Source organism: Streptomyces sp. ATLC9, assembly GCF_057196705.1.
This window is the reverse complement of sequence record NZ_JBXUOY010000128.1, coordinates 1-14,239: the sequence shown is the minus strand read 5'-3', so window position 1 is coordinate 14,239 and position 14,239 is coordinate 1. Positions and strand designations below refer to the sequence as shown.

12 protein-coding genes and 2 pseudogenes are annotated in these 14,239 nt (G+C 71.4%); 7 read left to right on the top strand and 7 right to left on the bottom strand.

Going from position 1 to position 14,239, the window contains the following annotated elements:
• The first annotated feature begins 96 nt into the window (after nt 1–96).
• From AC2CJA_RS14990 to AC2CJA_RS14980, 3 genes are all read left to right on the top strand, one after another.
• Entirely contained in the window at nt 97–822 is a 726-nt protein-coding gene (locus AC2CJA_RS14990; protein WP_484603197.1) for an ABC transporter ATP-binding protein, read from the top strand.
• A 177-nt stretch (nt 823–999) separates the two neighbouring features.
• The gene (locus tag AC2CJA_RS14985) at nt 1,000–4,314 is read left to right on the top strand and encodes a S8 family serine peptidase (protein WP_484603196.1); all 3,315 of its coding nucleotides are present in this window, start codon (nt 1,000–1,002) and stop codon (nt 4,312–4,314) included.
• 159 nt (nt 4,315–4,473) lie between these two features.
• The gene (locus tag AC2CJA_RS14980; protein ID WP_484603198.1) at nt 4,474–5,016 is read left to right on the top strand and encodes a type 1 glutamine amidotransferase domain-containing protein; all 543 of its coding nucleotides are present in this window, start codon (nt 4,474–4,476) and stop codon (nt 5,014–5,016) included.
• A gap of 94 nt (nt 5,017–5,110) precedes the next feature.
• Here the strand turns inward: AC2CJA_RS14980 and AC2CJA_RS14975 are convergent, their stop codons facing one another.
• Together AC2CJA_RS14975 and AC2CJA_RS14970 are read right to left on the bottom strand one after the other, a co-directional pair.
• The gene (locus tag AC2CJA_RS14975; RefSeq protein ID WP_484603195.1) at nt 5,111–5,407 is read right to left on the bottom strand and encodes a YrhB domain-containing protein; all 297 of its coding nucleotides are present in this window, start codon (nt 5,405–5,407) and stop codon (nt 5,111–5,113) included.
• Between the two features lie 628 nt (nt 5,408–6,035).
• A complete protein-coding gene (locus AC2CJA_RS14970) occupies nt 6,036–6,965 on the bottom strand; it encodes an MHYT domain-containing protein (protein ID WP_484603194.1) in 930 nt (309 codons plus the stop codon).
• A gap of 220 nt (nt 6,966–7,185) precedes the next feature.
• Between AC2CJA_RS14970 and AC2CJA_RS14965 the strand changes: the two are divergent.
• The 3 genes and pseudogenes from AC2CJA_RS14965 to AC2CJA_RS14955 all read left to right on the top strand — a co-directional run.
• Nucleotides 7,186–7,284 (top strand): annotated as a pseudogene (locus tag AC2CJA_RS14965) (IS5/IS1182 family transposase); the annotation flags it as partial.
• 44 nt (nt 7,285–7,328) lie between these two features.
• A pseudogene (locus AC2CJA_RS14960) lies at nt 7,329–7,520 on the top strand (NUDIX hydrolase); the annotation flags it as partial.
• A 160-nt stretch (nt 7,521–7,680) separates the two neighbouring features.
• Nucleotides 7,681–9,126 (top strand): recombinase family protein, encoded by a 1,446-nt coding sequence (locus AC2CJA_RS14955; protein WP_484603193.1) that lies wholly within the window; start codon nt 7,681–7,683, stop codon nt 9,124–9,126.
• Here the strand turns inward: AC2CJA_RS14955 and AC2CJA_RS14950 are convergent.
• The 5 genes from AC2CJA_RS14950 to AC2CJA_RS14930 all read right to left on the bottom strand — a co-directional run bounded on the left by AC2CJA_RS14950 (nt 9,104) and on the right by AC2CJA_RS14930 (nt 12,811).
• The gene (locus AC2CJA_RS14950; RefSeq protein ID WP_484603192.1) at nt 9,104–9,247 is read right to left on the bottom strand and encodes a hypothetical protein; all 144 of its coding nucleotides are present in this window, start codon (nt 9,245–9,247) and stop codon (nt 9,104–9,106) included. The genes AC2CJA_RS14955 and AC2CJA_RS14950 overlap by 23 nt on opposite strands.
• Nucleotides 9,248–9,263: 16 nt before the next feature.
• On the bottom strand, nt 9,264–10,706 hold the full coding sequence (locus tag AC2CJA_RS14945; RefSeq protein WP_484603191.1) for a replication initiator: 1,443 nt from the start codon (nt 10,704–10,706) through the stop codon (nt 9,264–9,266).
• A gap of 262 nt (nt 10,707–10,968) precedes the next feature.
• Nucleotides 10,969–11,160 (bottom strand): hypothetical protein, encoded by a 192-nt coding sequence (locus tag AC2CJA_RS14940; protein ID WP_484603190.1) that lies wholly within the window; start codon nt 11,158–11,160, stop codon nt 10,969–10,971.
• Nucleotides 11,157–12,461: an FtsK/SpoIIIE domain-containing protein gene (locus tag AC2CJA_RS14935; protein ID WP_484603189.1), complete on the bottom strand. Its 1,305-nt coding sequence runs from the start codon at nt 12,459–12,461 to the stop codon at nt 11,157–11,159. Before AC2CJA_RS14935 ends, AC2CJA_RS14940 begins: the two co-directional genes overlap by 4 nt.
• Entirely contained in the window at nt 12,461–12,811 is a 351-nt protein-coding gene (locus tag AC2CJA_RS14930) for an SCO3933 family regulatory protein (protein ID WP_484603188.1), read from the bottom strand. The genes AC2CJA_RS14935 and AC2CJA_RS14930 overlap by 1 nt, the downstream gene beginning before the upstream one ends.
• Nucleotides 12,812–12,976: 165 nt before the next feature.
• On the opposite strand from AC2CJA_RS14930, the gene AC2CJA_RS14925 reads away from it, so the two are divergent.
• Nucleotides 12,977–13,750: a GntR family transcriptional regulator gene (locus AC2CJA_RS14925; RefSeq protein ID WP_484603187.1), complete on the top strand. Its 774-nt coding sequence runs from the start codon at nt 12,977–12,979 to the stop codon at nt 13,748–13,750.
• Nucleotides 13,751–14,239: the final 489 nt, after the last annotated feature.

The window sequence follows — 14,239 nt, the reverse complement described above, 5'->3', positions numbered from 1 at the left end:
ACCCCCGCCCCCCCCCCCCCCCGCGACCGGCCCCCCCCGCCCCCCCCCCCCCGCCCCCCCACCACCCCCTCCCCTCATGACTCCAGGAGAGCAGCTGTGTACAGACTGACCGGCCTCACCAAGCGCTACGCGCGCGGAGGAAAGACCGTCCACGCCCTCGACGGCGTCGACCTGACCGTGGAGGACGGCGAGAGGCTCGTCGTCCAGGGCCCCACCGGGGGCGGCAAGTCCACGTTCCTGCAGATGCTCGGCGGGCTGGACCGGCCCACCTCCGGCAGCGTCGAACTCGACGGCACGGACCTCGCCCGGCTCGGTGAGTCGAAGCTGACGAGACTGCGTGCGGCGCGGATCGGATTCGTGTTCCAGGGTTTCAACCTCATCCCCACCCTCACCGCCCTGGAGAATGTCGAGACCGCGCTCGTTCCTCTGGGTACCAAGGCGGCGGCACGGCGTCGGCGCGCCGCGGAGGCGCTGGAATCCGTCGGGCTCGGCGAGCGGCTGGGACATCTCCCGGGTGAGATGTCCGGTGGCCAGCAGCAGCGCGTCGCCATCGCCCGAGCCCTGGTGAAGCGGCCGGACGTACTGCTCGCCGACGAACCCACCGGAAACCTCGACGAGTCGATGCGCGACGAGGTGATGGAGGTACTCGAAGGACAGTGGAGAACGCACGGCCCGACGTTCGTCCTCGTCACCCATGACAGCGCCATCGCCCGCCGTGCGACCCGCGTGGCCACCATCCGGGACGGACGGCTCACCACCGGGCGCGTGGACCGCCCGGCCGGCGGCCCCGGCGGGAACGACCCCGTACGGAAGGGGAGCTGACGAGCGTCACACCCAGAACACCTGTCCCATACGAGGCCGTATGGTGCGGGTGCCACGGCCTCCCGCACACTGATCGCGCCGGGGGGCCGCCGGGGTCCCCCACGCATGGTGATGACCTCACCAGGGGGAGAATTGACACAACGGAGGAGAGCGGGCGCCGCCGCGACAGTCACCGCCGTGGCCGTCGCACTGACGATGGGGCCGACCACCGCATCGTCCGCCGCCCCGAGGACCGGCCCGAACGCCGCGCCGGAGGCAGCACCGAGGACAGCGCCGGACACGGGGCCGTCCCCGGCGGGTTCACCACAGGGGACCGACCGCGCCGAGCGCGGCCGGCGCTCCGTCACCCTCGTCACCGGTGACCGGGTCGTGCTGGACCGGCGCGGCCGGGTCACCGGGATGATCCGCGCCGAAGGGCGCGAGGACGTACCCGTCCGGGTCGTCCGCACCAGGGGCCACACCTATGTGATCCCGCAGGACGTCACCCGGCTCATCGCCGAACGCAGGCTCGACCGGAGGCTGTTCGACGTCACCGAGCTCGGCCGCGAGCACCACCGCGACAGGACCGGCACCGACGTACCGGTCATCGTCACCTACCGCGGCGCGAAGCCCGCGGCCAGGGCCGAACTCCACGCCGGGGCCGCCCCGACCGTGCGCGCCACCCTCCGCTCCGTCAACGGCGAGGCGCTGTCCGTCGCCGAGAACCGGGCCGCCGAGGCGTGGAAGGCGCTGACCCGCCCGTCCGCGGCCGGCCGGCTCGCGGCGGCGCCCGGAGTCGCCACCGTCTCCCTCGACGGCATCCGCGAGGCGGCGCTCGACACGAGCACCGCGCAGATCGGCGCCCCCGCGGTGTGGAAGGCCGGCTACGACGGCGAGGGCGTCACGATCGCCGTCCTCGACACCGGCATCGACGCCGCCCACCCCGACCTCGCCGGACGGATAACCGCGGAGAAGAACTTCTCCGCCTCCCAGGACACCAGGGACCGCCACGGGCACGGCACCCACGTCGCCTCCATCGCGGCCGGCTCCGGGGCGAAGTCCAGGGGCCGGTACAAGGGGGTGGCCCCCGGCGCGAAACTGCTCAACGCCAAGGTCCTCGACGACGACGGCTACGGCAGCGACTCCGAGATCATCGCCGGGATGGAATGGGCCGTCGCCCAGGGCGCCGAGGTGGTCAACCTCAGCCTCGGCGGCGGCGACACCCCCGAGATCGACCCGATGGAGGACGCCGTCAACCGGCTGTCGCGGGACAGCGGCGCCCTCTTCGTCGTCGCCGCCGGCAACGAGGGCCCCTACGCCTCCAGCATCTCCAGCCCGGGCAGCGCGGACGCCGCGCTGACCGTCGGCGCCGTGGACAAGCGGGACGCGCTCGCCGGCTTCTCCTCCGTCGGCCCGCGCACCGGGGACGGCGCGGTCAAACCCGACCTGACCGCCCCCGGCGTGGACATCGGGGCGGCGGCGGCGAAGGACAGCCTCGTCGAGCAGGAGGGCGACCCGGTCGCCGACGGCTACGTCTCCATCTCCGGCACCTCCATGGCCGCCCCGCACGTCGCGGGCGCGGCCGCGCTGCTGGCCCAGCGGCACCCCGACTGGACCGGTGAGCGGATCAAGGGCGCGCTGACGGCCTCCACCGAGCCCGGCAAGGGCCACTCCGCCTACCAGCAGGGCTCCGGCCGGGCGGATGTGAACAAGGCGCTGAAGCAGACGATCGTCGCCGAACCGGTGTCGATCGGCTTCGGTACCGCCCAGTGGCCGCACGGCGACGACAGGCCGGTCACCAAGGAGATCACCTACCGCAACCTGGGCGCCGAGGATGTCACCCTCTCCCTGGCCGCCACCGGCACCGATCCCCGGGGCAAGGCCGCGCCCAAGGGCATGTTCACCCTGGCCGCCGACGAGATCACCGTCCCCGCCGGCGGTACGGCGGCGGTCGGCGTCACCGCCGACACCCGGCTCGGCGGCAGCGTGAACGGCGGCTACAGCGTGGCCGTCACCGCGACCGGCGACGGCCGGAGCGTCCGTACCGCGGGCGCCGTCGACCGCGAGGCGGAGTCCTACGACCTGACCGTGCGCGCCCTCGGCCGTGACGGCGGGCCGGCCCCCCTGTGGAGCGGCATGCTCGTCGGCTACCGGACCGACGTGTTCAAGAGCCTGACGGGCGAGGACGGCACCACCACCCTGCGGGTCCCCAGGGGCACCTACGCCCTGTCCACCGACATCGCCCCGCCGGGCAGCACACAGGAGGAGTACGAAGGCAGCGACTGGCTCATGGCACCGGCGGTCGAGCTCGACCGCGACACCACCCTCACCTTCGACGCCCGCAAGGCCGAGGAGGTGAGGATGACGGTGCCGGACCGCAAGGCCGAGCGGATCGACCTGTCCGTCGAGTACACCGGCACCCTCGGCGACGACGGCTTCGTCGGCATCTACGCCGGCACGGGGGGCGGCGGCCTGCGCACCGCGCAGGTCGGCGGCACGGGCCGCGTCGAGGCCACCTCGACCGCCAGTACCGTGTGGACCCGCGAGGACACCGACTACAACACCTTCCACGTCCGCGAGGGCGGCTTCTACACCGGTCTGAAGACGCACACCGAGAAGTCGGAGATGGCCAGGATCGACGTCCGGCAGGGCGCGTCGGTCCCCGGCCGCACCGGCCTCCTGGCCACCGTGCCGTCCCACGGGGGCTCGTTCACCGGGGCCGAGCGCAGGCTCCCGAGCACCACCACGGTCTACGTCAAGGCCGGGGGCGCCCGGTGGTCGCAGTACTTCACGCAGTTCGACGCCGGGGGCGAGTTCGAGGCCGGCTACCACGCCGACGAGCGGAAGTTCACCGCGGGCAGAACCTACGACCGCACCTTCAACAACGGCGTCTTCGGTCCCCGCCTGGACGAGTACAGCGGCGTCTTCCGCGACGGCGACGATCTCTACGGCATGCTGAACCCGCTCGCGGACGGCGCCGGCAACCTCGGCGACAGCCTGTACGACTCGGCGCGGACGACCCTGTACCGCAACGGGAAGAAGTACGCCGAGGAGAAGGAGATCCTCGACCACACCGGCTTCACCCTCCCCAGGGGCAAGGCGGAGTACAAGCTGGTCACCACCCTCGGCCGCGGCAAGGCCTCCAGGCTGAGCACCAGGGTGAGCGCCTCCTACACCTTCACCTCGGCCCGCACCTCCCAGGAGACCGCCCTCCCGGCGGCGGCGGTGCGCTTCACGCCGAAGCTGGCCCTGGACGGCACGGCCAGGGCGAGGGCCACCATGCCGGTACCGGTCACCGTCCAGGGAACGGCCGCCGGCAAGAACCTGAGGTCGCTGACCGTCCATGTCTCCTTCGACGGCGGCAGGAACTGGAGGAAGACCACTGTCAGGAAGGGGAAGATCACCTTCAGGAACCCCGGCAGGAAGGGGACGATCTCCTTCAGGGCGAACGTGAAGGACGTCAAGGGCAACACCCTGTCCCAGACGATCGTCAACGCCTACCGCACCAGATGACCCCCGCGGCCACACGGGCGGCACCTCCGCGCATGGCTGATCCGCCCGGAAAGGCACACAAAGCGGCATAGGACCGCTCCCGGTGGAAACCCGTATCCGAGTACGGGGGAGTGCGCAACGTGTACCGAGGACCCGAGCTGCCGAAAGGACGTGGCAGAAGTGAAGGTCGCCTTTCTCGTCGCCCCCGAGGGTGTGGAGCAGGTAGAGCTGACCGAACCGTGGCAGGCCGTGATCGACGCCGGGGGCACCCCGAGCCTGCTGTCCACCACCGGCGGGCGGATCCAGGCGTTCAACCACCTCGACAAGGCCGACACCTTCGAGGTGGACAAGCAGGTCGGCCGGGCCGCGGTCGAGGACTACGACGGGCTGGTGCTGCCCGGCGGCGTCGCCAACCCCGACTTCCTGCGGACGGACGAGGACGCCGTCTCCTTCGTCCGGGAGTTCTTCCAGACCGGCAAGCCGGTGGCGGTCATCTGCCACGGCCCGTGGACGCTGGTCGAGGCGGACGTGGTGCGCGGCAGGAAGATCACCTCCTGGCCGAGCCTGGAGACGGACCTGCGCAACGCCGGCGCCAACTGGGTCGACGAACAGGTCGCCGTCTGCACCGAGGGTCCGAACACCCTGGTCAGCAGCCGCAAGCCGGACGACCTCAAGGCGTTCGACCAGGCGTTCCTGCGGGAGTTCCAGACCGTCTCGGCCTGACTGTCCCGGCCTGAGCCCACCACGCGGCTCCCAGCGGTTGTGGGCCGCCCGCCGCGCGCGGGCGGCCCACACGAGCGTTCCCGGCGCCCGGCGGTCAGGCGCCGGTGGTGCAGGCGTCCCTGGCCAGCTCGCCCAGGTACTCGCCCAGTGGCTGGTGGGTCGGGGGGAAGTGCGGCCCGCTGCCGTCCTTGGGCACGACCACCACGCGGACGAAGGGCGCCAGCGCCACGTTCCCGGTGTCGATGTGCTCCTGCGAGTCGAACCGCACCACCCACGCCACCGGGTGCTCCCGTGTCAGTCCGGACTGCACGACGATCGTGAACTCCCCTTCGGGGAACGCCTCGCCGAGGAACCGGCGGGCGGAGTCGATGGCCTCATCCCGTGAGAGCACTGGAAGTCTCCTTGGTGTCGCTCAGAACCTTCGGGGAACCGGCGGACCCCGGCGCTCGGACGGAGTGAACCCGCTTCCGGACGGCCGCACCGCCATGACTGGGCGCAGCATAGGACGATACGACCGGCCCGCGCCCCCCGGCCCCGCTTCGGCGTACGCGCATCACGCCCTGGCCGACTTCTGCGCTCCGGCGAGCCTCGTCCGCCCGTCTGCCATCGCTTCTCCCTCTGCTCGGCCCCACCCACACGCCGGCCGCGGCGCGCAGCTCGGTATCAGTGAAAGAGCCGTGCTCACCCTCGTACTCCGCCAGGCGGGCGGCGGTCGCCCGGTTCCGCAACCGTCCCCCGACCACCGTCGCGACCAGGGCGGGCACACCGCGCTCTGCGGCGGGCCCGCGTAGCACCGGAACGATGTCCTCGGGAAGCGAGCCGAGGTCTTCGGAAACGGACCGCATGGCCCCGTCGTGGCGCACGTCTCCGACTTACCGAGGAGAGGCGGGAGCCGTGGTCGCGCTCCGCTGTGGTGCGCAGGCCTGCGAGTTCATGCCTGGTGACCCCCGTGGCCGCCGCCTTCCGCCGTCACCGGATACGAGGCAGAACCAAACGATCACTCACTGATGAAGCGCCCCTCACCGCCGCGATCTCTGACCGTCGGTGATGTCCAGGTCCGGCCGGGGCGGCCATGCGGACCCGAGATGGCTGTCCGTGCCCGAGGCGCCCACCCGCTGATACGTCGTGCTGCCGAAAGCGGCGGGGCGTTCCGGCCCGGACTTCGTCCCGTGGCCCCGAGGTCCCACGCCCGGGGCGCCGAACTGCCTGCCGTCCGTGTCGCCGGCGAGGAGCAGTGGGTCCATCATGACCACGACTGAGGCCAGGACGAGGAAGATGACCGGCCCCAGCAGCATGGGCAGCAGCAGGAACACCGGCGTGACCCCGTCCCCGGTGGCGGGGGCGTTGTGGAGGTGGACGCTCACAGCCGCCATGCCTGTGTAGTGCATGCCGGAGATCGCCACCCCCATCACCAGACTCGCGCCGAGTGAGGTGACGAAACCCCGCACGGACATGGCCGCCCACAGAGCGGTGATGGCGGCACCGATGGCAATGGCCACCGAGACGGCGACTGTGAACGCGTCGTAGCGGATACTGCCCGGCAGATGCATCGCGTACATGCCGAGGTAGTGCATGGCGGCCACGCCCAGACCGGAGATCACCCCAGCCGTCACGAGCGTGACGGCTCCCGCGCCGCGGTAGCCGACGATGAACACGCCGATGCCGACAACGACGATGGCCACCACCAGACTCAGTACGGTCAGTGTCACGTCATAGCGGATGGCCGCTTCCTTGACCTGGAAGCCGGTCATGGCGATGAAGTGCATCGTCCAGATGCCGCAGCCGATGCATGCCGCCCCCAGAGCCAGCCACCCGGGCTTCCAGCCCTGTCGGTAGTGCACGCACCGCACCACGCACCGCAGTCCCAGCGCACTACCCAGGACGGCCATCAGGTACCCGGCGACCGGGGTGATAGCGCCGTAGCTGAAACCGTCGATCGTACCGTTCATGATCCCCTACAGATGTATGTATATGCCAGCGATAAACCCTCGTTCATTCGGCAGGTCAGCGAAAGGCCCGATAGGCGAAAATGGGTGGCCGTTGCACTAATGTGATGGCTGACTGCTGGTCAGCACGCTGCTCGCGCGACGGCGAGGCGGAATCCCGATCTCAAGGGTGCCGGTCTTGCGGACTGGGGCCTTGCTCGGATCGGCCACCGGTTGGGGTGGGCCCGAGACGCCGTCGCGGCCGCAGGGCGGCGGCCGTCGCCGACACGGTGACCGGGAGGTGCTGGCCGCGATCATCTGCGTGGCCACCCCGGGCCGCACCTGACAGCAACTGCCCACCGCATCGTTCGGACCGTCCGGGGCGGCGGCGAGGTCAGACGGCAGTTCAACGTCTGCTTCACCGCCCGCGTCACCGGGGGCGAACCGGCGATCTCCGGCGAGTCCACCGAACTGCGGTTCGTGCCTCCCGGAGAGATCGACTCGCTGCCGACGCACCACACCCAGCGGCTCAGGCTCCGGCACTTCCTGGAGCACCGCGACCGGCCGTACCTCGGCTGAGCCGCCAGGGAGACGGCGACGCCCCCGCGCTGCGGGAGCAGGCGAGGGCGTCGCGACGAGGCGGCCGGGCAGAGGTCGGCCAGGGGGCTCAGCCCTCGGCCCGGGCGACGCCGACCGGGCAGCTCACGCTCGTGCCTACGAGGGTATAGCTATGTGACCCATGAAGCGACGAGCAGCGATCTACTGCCGGATCAGCCAGGACCGGGGCGGCGCGGGTCTCGGAGTCGCCCGCCAGGAGGAGGACTGCCGGGCCCTGAGCGCCCGCAAGGGCTGGGACGTCATAGCCGTCCATACCGACAATGATGTCAGCGCCTACTCCGGAGCGCCGCGCCCTGCGTGGCAGGAACTCATGGAGGACGTGCGCAACGGGACCGTGGACGCCGTCGTGTGCTGGCACGTGGACCGGCTCACACGCTCCCCGCGCGAGCTGGAAGACGTGATCGACCTCGCCGACCGGTACGGCCTTGAGCTGGCCACGGTCAGCGGGGAAATCGATCTCGCGACGCCGACCGGCCGCATGATCGCGCGCATGCTCGGTGCCGCCGCCCGCCACGAGGCGGAGCACAAGGCCGAGCGGCAGCAGCGCCAGCGCCGCCAGGCCGCCGAGGCCGGGAAGATCGCCGGAGGCGGGAAGCGCCCCTTCGGGTACGAAGACGACCGGATCACCGTGCGCGAGAACGAGGCCGAGATCATCCGCGAAGGTGCCCGCCGTGTACTGGCGGGCGAGAGCCTGTCGAGCATCTGCCGCGACTGGCAGGAGCGCGGCATTACCACCGTGGCGGGCATCCCGTGGAAGCCCACCGCGCTGCGCCGCATGCTGGCGTCCGCACGGATCAGCGGCCGACGCGAGCACACCCCACGCAGCTCCTGGGAGAAGACCCGCCCCCTGCTCGGTGAGATCGTGGCCGACGCCGTATGGCCGGGGATCATCAGCCACGAGGAGTCCGACCGGCTGCGCGCACTGCTGTCCGACCCCGAGCGGCGCCGCAGGGTCGAGGGCACCACCAGGCGCAGCTACCTGCTCTCCGGCATCCTGCGGTGCGCGAAGCCGAAGGCGGACGGCACACCGTGCGGACACGGCATGATCGGCCGGCCCCGCTCCGGTGTACCGCGCTACGTCTGCCCCAACACCCCGGGCACCGACGCATGCGCCGGAACGGCGACCAACGCCGAGAAGACCGACGAGCACGTACGCGACATGATCCTGACCGCGCTGGACTCGCCCACGTTCCGGAAGCGGCTCCAGCGCCCGGACGAGGACGGCAACGGCCTTTATGAGGAGATCCGGGGCGACGAGGAGGAGTTGGAGGAACTTGCCCGGGACTTCGGCAACCGCAGGATCAGCCGCAAGGAGTGGATGATCGCACGCCAGTCGGTCGAGGAGCGGTTGGAGCGCAACCGCGCGAAGCTGTCGAAGACGTCGAGGGCGGCTGTTCTGCTGGAGTTCGTGGGCAGCTACGAGGACATGCGGGAGCGCTGGGAGAAGATGAACGACTCCCAGCGCCGCGCGATCGTCACAGCGACCGTACGGGCCATCGAGGTGGCCCCCGCCAACCCGCGCAAGCGCTGGGACCCGGACCGGTTCATCTTCGACTGGATCGCGTAGCGCGGCGGCACGCGGTGCGGGTCTCGGTCTCGACCAGGGCGAAGACCCGCACCACGCGCTCTATCACCGCCAGGTCCTCGATGACCGGCGGAAGCCCCTGCCGGGCGCGGGACGCGGTCACTCGTCTTCTCAGTTCCTCAGGCGCCAAGAGCGCCCCCGAGGCCGGACCGGAGAGCTTCCCGAGCCACCTCCCGATTCCGGGCCAGGTCTTCTGCGATGCCCGCGGCGATGAGGGCGGCGCCGGGGGAGTGGCCGGAGCCGACGTAGCGCCAGTGGGCATCGGTGACCGTGCCCGGGTTGGGGGACGGCTCCGAGTCCTGTGCGGTGCGCTCGTACTCGGCGCGTTCGGCGCGCAGGGCCGCGTAGGTGGTGGAGTAGGCACGGGACTTGGTGAGGACGTGGCCCCGGTAGCCGAGGGTGTGGGCCCAGGTGCGCAGCCGCAGCGGTTCCAGTTCGGGCAGGCCGCCCAGGCGCCAGCAGGTCGCCATGAGGGTGCGTATGTGCGCGGAGACCGGGGCGGTGTGCAGGTCGTCGGGGCCGGTCAGCCGGTGGTCGAGGCCGGCGGCGGTGTCGGCGGCGCCCTTGGTGACGTACTTGGCCACGTACGCGGCGACCGCGTCGTCGGTCAGCCCTTCGGGGCCGTCGAGGGCGCGTAGCGGCCGGACGTCGAGCTGAGTGCCCCAGCGCAGGACGTACTCACCGAGCGCGGCACTGTGGACGGTGGGCAGGCGGACGGCCGCCGCAGCGGTGCGCACGGCGCGGGTGAGGGTGTCGGTGTCGAGCCAGGACGGGGGCGCGGTGGCCGGGCCGCCTGCGCCGTCGAGGCGCAGCACGGCGTGGACGTGGACGGCCGCGCGTTTCTGGTACTCGGCCACCTTGGCGTAGGACAGGCGCACCGTCCGGCGCAGTCCGGTCCGGGTGCGTCCGGTGCGCGCGGCCAGGTGGTGGTAGAGGTTGTCGGTGAACGCCTTCCACAGCCGCCCGGCGTAGGCGTGCCACAGCACGTGGCCGCAGTAGTCGTAGCAGCCGGGGCAGATCGGTTGGCCGATGAGCGGATCGGCCGCGTCGTGCACGGCCGGGCAGCCGATGGGGCGCCCGTGCTCGCATTCGCCCGAGCCTCGCCGGGGGTGGCACGGTGAGCCGTCGGCCGCGCGGTGGACCGGGCCGAAGCCGGGGGCGGTCAGGGTCAGGAACAGTCGCGGCCGGTTGCGTACGTGGTCGGGGACGTTCTTGCCGCCGACCAGTCCGGCGCGCACCAGGTGGAAGGTGTCCCCGGCGTGGAGGCGGGAGCAGGGGGCGCAGACGGTGGAGCGGCGGTTGCGGCAGCGGACCGACAGCCGCTCGCCCGGTTCGTTCGCGGTGTCGTAGTGGTGCAGGACTTCACCGGTGAGCGCGTCGTAGGTGGTGGTGGAGCCCGCCAGGTGCACGGGGTGTGCGCAGCCGCCGGTGGCGGTGATCTGTTCCAGCCGGCGCGGGAACAGCGGGTCGGAGGCGAGGTGGATGATGTCGCGTTCGGCGTCGGAGAGATGGCGCAGGCGCGCCGCGCGGTTGAGCACGGCGCGCCTGTCGGCCGAGGTCATGGACTCGGCGGTGATGGTGGGGACCTCCCGGGGTGGGCCGCCGCAGCGGCACGGATGGATGAGGCTGGGTGGCTTGCGTCCATGGCGATCACTCCCTGGCGGATCGGTGTGGTGGTGGGCGGGTCAGCGGATGGTTCCGGCGCCCCGGCAGACGCGGCAGCGGTGGCGGCGGCCGGCCTGGGTCTTCCGGGCCCCTTCGCCTTTGCAGATGGGGCAGCGCACGCGGCGCATCGGCATCAGCGGCTCTCTCTTCCTTGTCGTCTCAGGTGTGGAGGAAGCCGCCGGACAGCCAGTCCACGACGGCCAGGACGGTCTCCCGGACCGGGGTGAGGGCCAGGTAGAAGCCGAACAGGCCGACCACGGCCGCTTCCCAGGCCCGCATGTCGCGGGAGCGGACCAGGAGCACGGTGACGAGTCCGAGGACCACCACCAGCGGGATGGGGGAGCCGGTCACTCCTGCTCACCCCCGTCCAGGGCGGCGGTCAGGATGGGCAGGCGCGGAGCGGTGCCCGCATGCTCGGAGGTGATGCGCCGCGCTTCTTCCGGAGTGGTCAGCCAGGAGCGGCCCCGTACCCAGCCGTCGGCGTCATCGGTGGTGACCGCGACACCCTTCTGTCCCGTGCCGATGGTCTGCGCGACGATCACGGCGTCCTTGTGGAGATCGCCCAGGGTCATCTCCGCCGTGCCGGGATCGTTGACCCGGTGGCAGATGCGTCCGGTGAGCTGGGCCCGCAGCGCGGTCACGCCCGGCCCGAGGTCGGAGCCGACCCGCTGTCCGGCAACCACCAGATGCAAACCCAGGGCCGCGCCGAGCTGGGCCAGCCGCAGCAGGTAGCTGGAACACTGCTCGGCCTCCGCCCGGTCCTCCTTCGAACCACTGGTCAGGTACAGCTCCGCCAACTCGTCGACGATCACCACCACGGGCACCGGCCGCGACTTCTCCGGCAGGTCCCAGATGGACCGTGCACCGGCCCGGCGGCACAGTTGCATGCGCTCCTGCATGTCGGTGACGAGCGCGCTCAGCACGGCCACCGCCTCACGGCGACAGGTGGTCAGCACCGACAGCCGGCCGGCGAACAACCCCAGTTCCATGCCGCCCTTGCAGTCGATCCCGACCAGGGCGACCGGTTGCGGCGCGAGCTGTGCGACGAGCCGGGCCAGGAGCGTGGACTTGCCCGACTGTGTGGCCCCGACGATCAGCCAGTGCGGTACGCGCCGGAAGTCCATCACCCACGCACGGCCGGTCTCCAGCACCCCGACCACCGCCGACAGCAGCGACGGCGGACCGGCATCGTCCGGCATGCGCGGATCATCGAGCGGATCGTGCGCCGTCGCCGTGATCAGCACGACGCCCCGCCGAGGGGAGGTGACCCGCACCCCGTGCACGCCCCAGGTGTGCGCCAGTGCTTCGGCCGCCTCCACGAACGGGGCCGGAGTCTGCCCCGGGCGGAGCCGCACCAGCAGCGACAGGCCGTTCGGCAGAGCGCGCGGGAAGGAAATGCGCGGAGGCATCGAACGCAGGGCCGTGCCCTTGACCACCACTGCGCCGAGCACGCGCCGAGGCGGCCGGTAGGAGACGGACAGGTCGTTGAGCTGTGCGACCTTCCGCCAGGTCAGCACCATCCGCGTAGCGGTGCGCGGGTAGCCGGTCAGGTACCAGTGCCAGTCGGGCCGCCGCCGGCGAAGCCACTCGCCGCCGCCCAGCAGCCAGACGACCGCCGCCAGCGATAAGACGACCAGGAGCAGGTCTGCCATCAGACGCCACCGCCCTTACCGGACGGCGCGGCAGCCGGGGTGACCGGGGTGACGGCGGCGGCGCGGAAGCTGATGCCGTGCCGGTCGCCCATGGCCCAGGCGAACGCCTCCAGGCCGGTGAGGCGGACCTCGGCTCCCTCGGTGACGCCCTTGGGCTCTCCGGTGACGGCGACCTCGATCACCGACACCCGCCGCCCTTCCTGGCGGACCATGACGCCCACGGTGTAGATCGTGTTGCCCTCTCGGTCCTTCTTGACTTCCTGCTTCTCAAAGTCCGCGATCTTCGGTTCCGGCGCGACGGCGCACCGCAGTACGCCGAGCCGGGAGGTGTCTACAGGGATGGACTGCATCAGTGCTTGGCCTCCTTGGCCGATCGGACGCCAGCATTGAACTGACGTCACTCGTAATGACGAGTGACGACTATGCATGCCTTGACGGCTGAGCGCAACCACTTATGCTGACGAGTGACATCGCGCCGGGTCGGCGCCGCTTCCTCACCTGACAGCGAGGCACCCATGGGAGAGATCCAGCGCCCCGGAGCGCTCTACCAGCAGGTGGCCGCCGCCATCCGCGACGCCATCGCATCCGGGGAGTTCGCCCCAGGCGCGCCGCTGCCCTCGGAGGCCCAGCTCATCGCCCGCTACCAGGTCTCCCGTCCCACCGTGCGCAACGCGATCGCCGCCCTGCGCAGCGAAGGACTCATCGACGTCATCCACGGCAAGGGCAGCTTCGTCCGCGGCGCCCCCACCCCGGTCCTCACCCTGGACCGCACCATCACCCGCGACACCGCAGGCCACTTCACCACCGGCCACGACACCTGGGAGCCGGCCGAGGAGCCCAGCGTCTACCGCACCAAGACCACGGCCACCACCGGCCCGCTCCTCGCCCTGGACGAAGGCGAAGCCCTCTTCGGCATCGACCGACTCCTGACCGACCCGGCCACCGGCACCCGCGCCCTGCACCGGACCCTGATCCCGTTCGCCACCGCCGAGGGCACCCCACTGTCCGACCACCCCGACACCGAGCCCGCGCAGATCTACGCCCAGCTCACCCAGGCCGGACACACCCTGTCCTGGACCGAGACCACCCGCGCCCGCATGCCACTGCCCGACGAGCGCACCACGCTCCAGCTCCCCGACGCCACCCCGGTCATCCACACCACCCGCACCACCCGAGGCCGCGACGACCACCCGCTGATCCTCGAAGAACTCACCACCAGCGGCGACCGCGCCCAACTCACCTACCGCATCACCGTCGACAGCCACCACCAGACCCAGCCCACCGGCTGACCCGCCGACTGTCGAAACCTGTCTTCACTTACTCAAGACGGCTCGCTCCGCTCGCCGCGCGCGGCCCGGCTCCCCGCCGGGCCGACGCTCCTGTCTTCGCCCCGCTCCGCCCCGGCGTCCGCCGGCCCCGCGCCAGCAGCGAGCACCTGGGTTGTTGACTAGGTGCCATCGTGGCTGGGCCCGGTCGGCTCCGCGGCTTTAGGCAGCCACCTTGGGGCGAGCCTCGACGATCGGGGGCCCACATCGGGCACTTGCGGGCAGGCCAGGAGCCAGCCCGATTTCGCGGGCCAGCGTACGGGCCCCGATCTCTCGCCCCAAGGCAGCTCCCGCCCAAAGCCGCTCCGCCGACCGCGTCTTCAGCGCTCAGCGTGTCGTCACTGAGCTCTTTCCAACCTGTTCGGCTGGAGGGGCAGTTGGGGTGACAGACAGGTGAAGCCCCTGGTAGATGGGTTTTCGACCAAGAAATCCGTCTCCACCAGAGGCTTCGTG

Excerpts from the sequence above, each read along its gene's own strand:
- AC2CJA_RS14970 (WP_484603194.1), bottom strand. The coding sequence starts at position 6,965 with ATGAACGGTACGATCGACGGTTTCAGCTACGGCGCTATCACCCCGGTC.
- AC2CJA_RS14955 (WP_484603193.1), top strand. The coding sequence starts at position 7,681 with ATGAAGCGACGAGCAGCGATCTACTGCCGGATCAGCCAGGACCGGGGC.
- AC2CJA_RS14945 (WP_484603191.1), bottom strand. The coding sequence starts at position 10,706 with ATGACCTCGGCCGACAGGCGCGCCGTGCTCAACCGCGCGGCGCGCCTG.
- AC2CJA_RS14935 (WP_484603189.1), bottom strand. The coding sequence starts at position 12,461 with ATGGCAGACCTGCTCCTGGTCGTCTTATCGCTGGCGGCGGTCGTCTGG.
- AC2CJA_RS14930 (WP_484603188.1), bottom strand. The coding sequence starts at position 12,811 with ATGCAGTCCATCCCTGTAGACACCTCCCGGCTCGGCGTACTGCGGTGC.
- AC2CJA_RS14925 (WP_484603187.1), top strand. The coding sequence starts at position 12,977 with ATGGGAGAGATCCAGCGCCCCGGAGCGCTCTACCAGCAGGTGGCCGCC.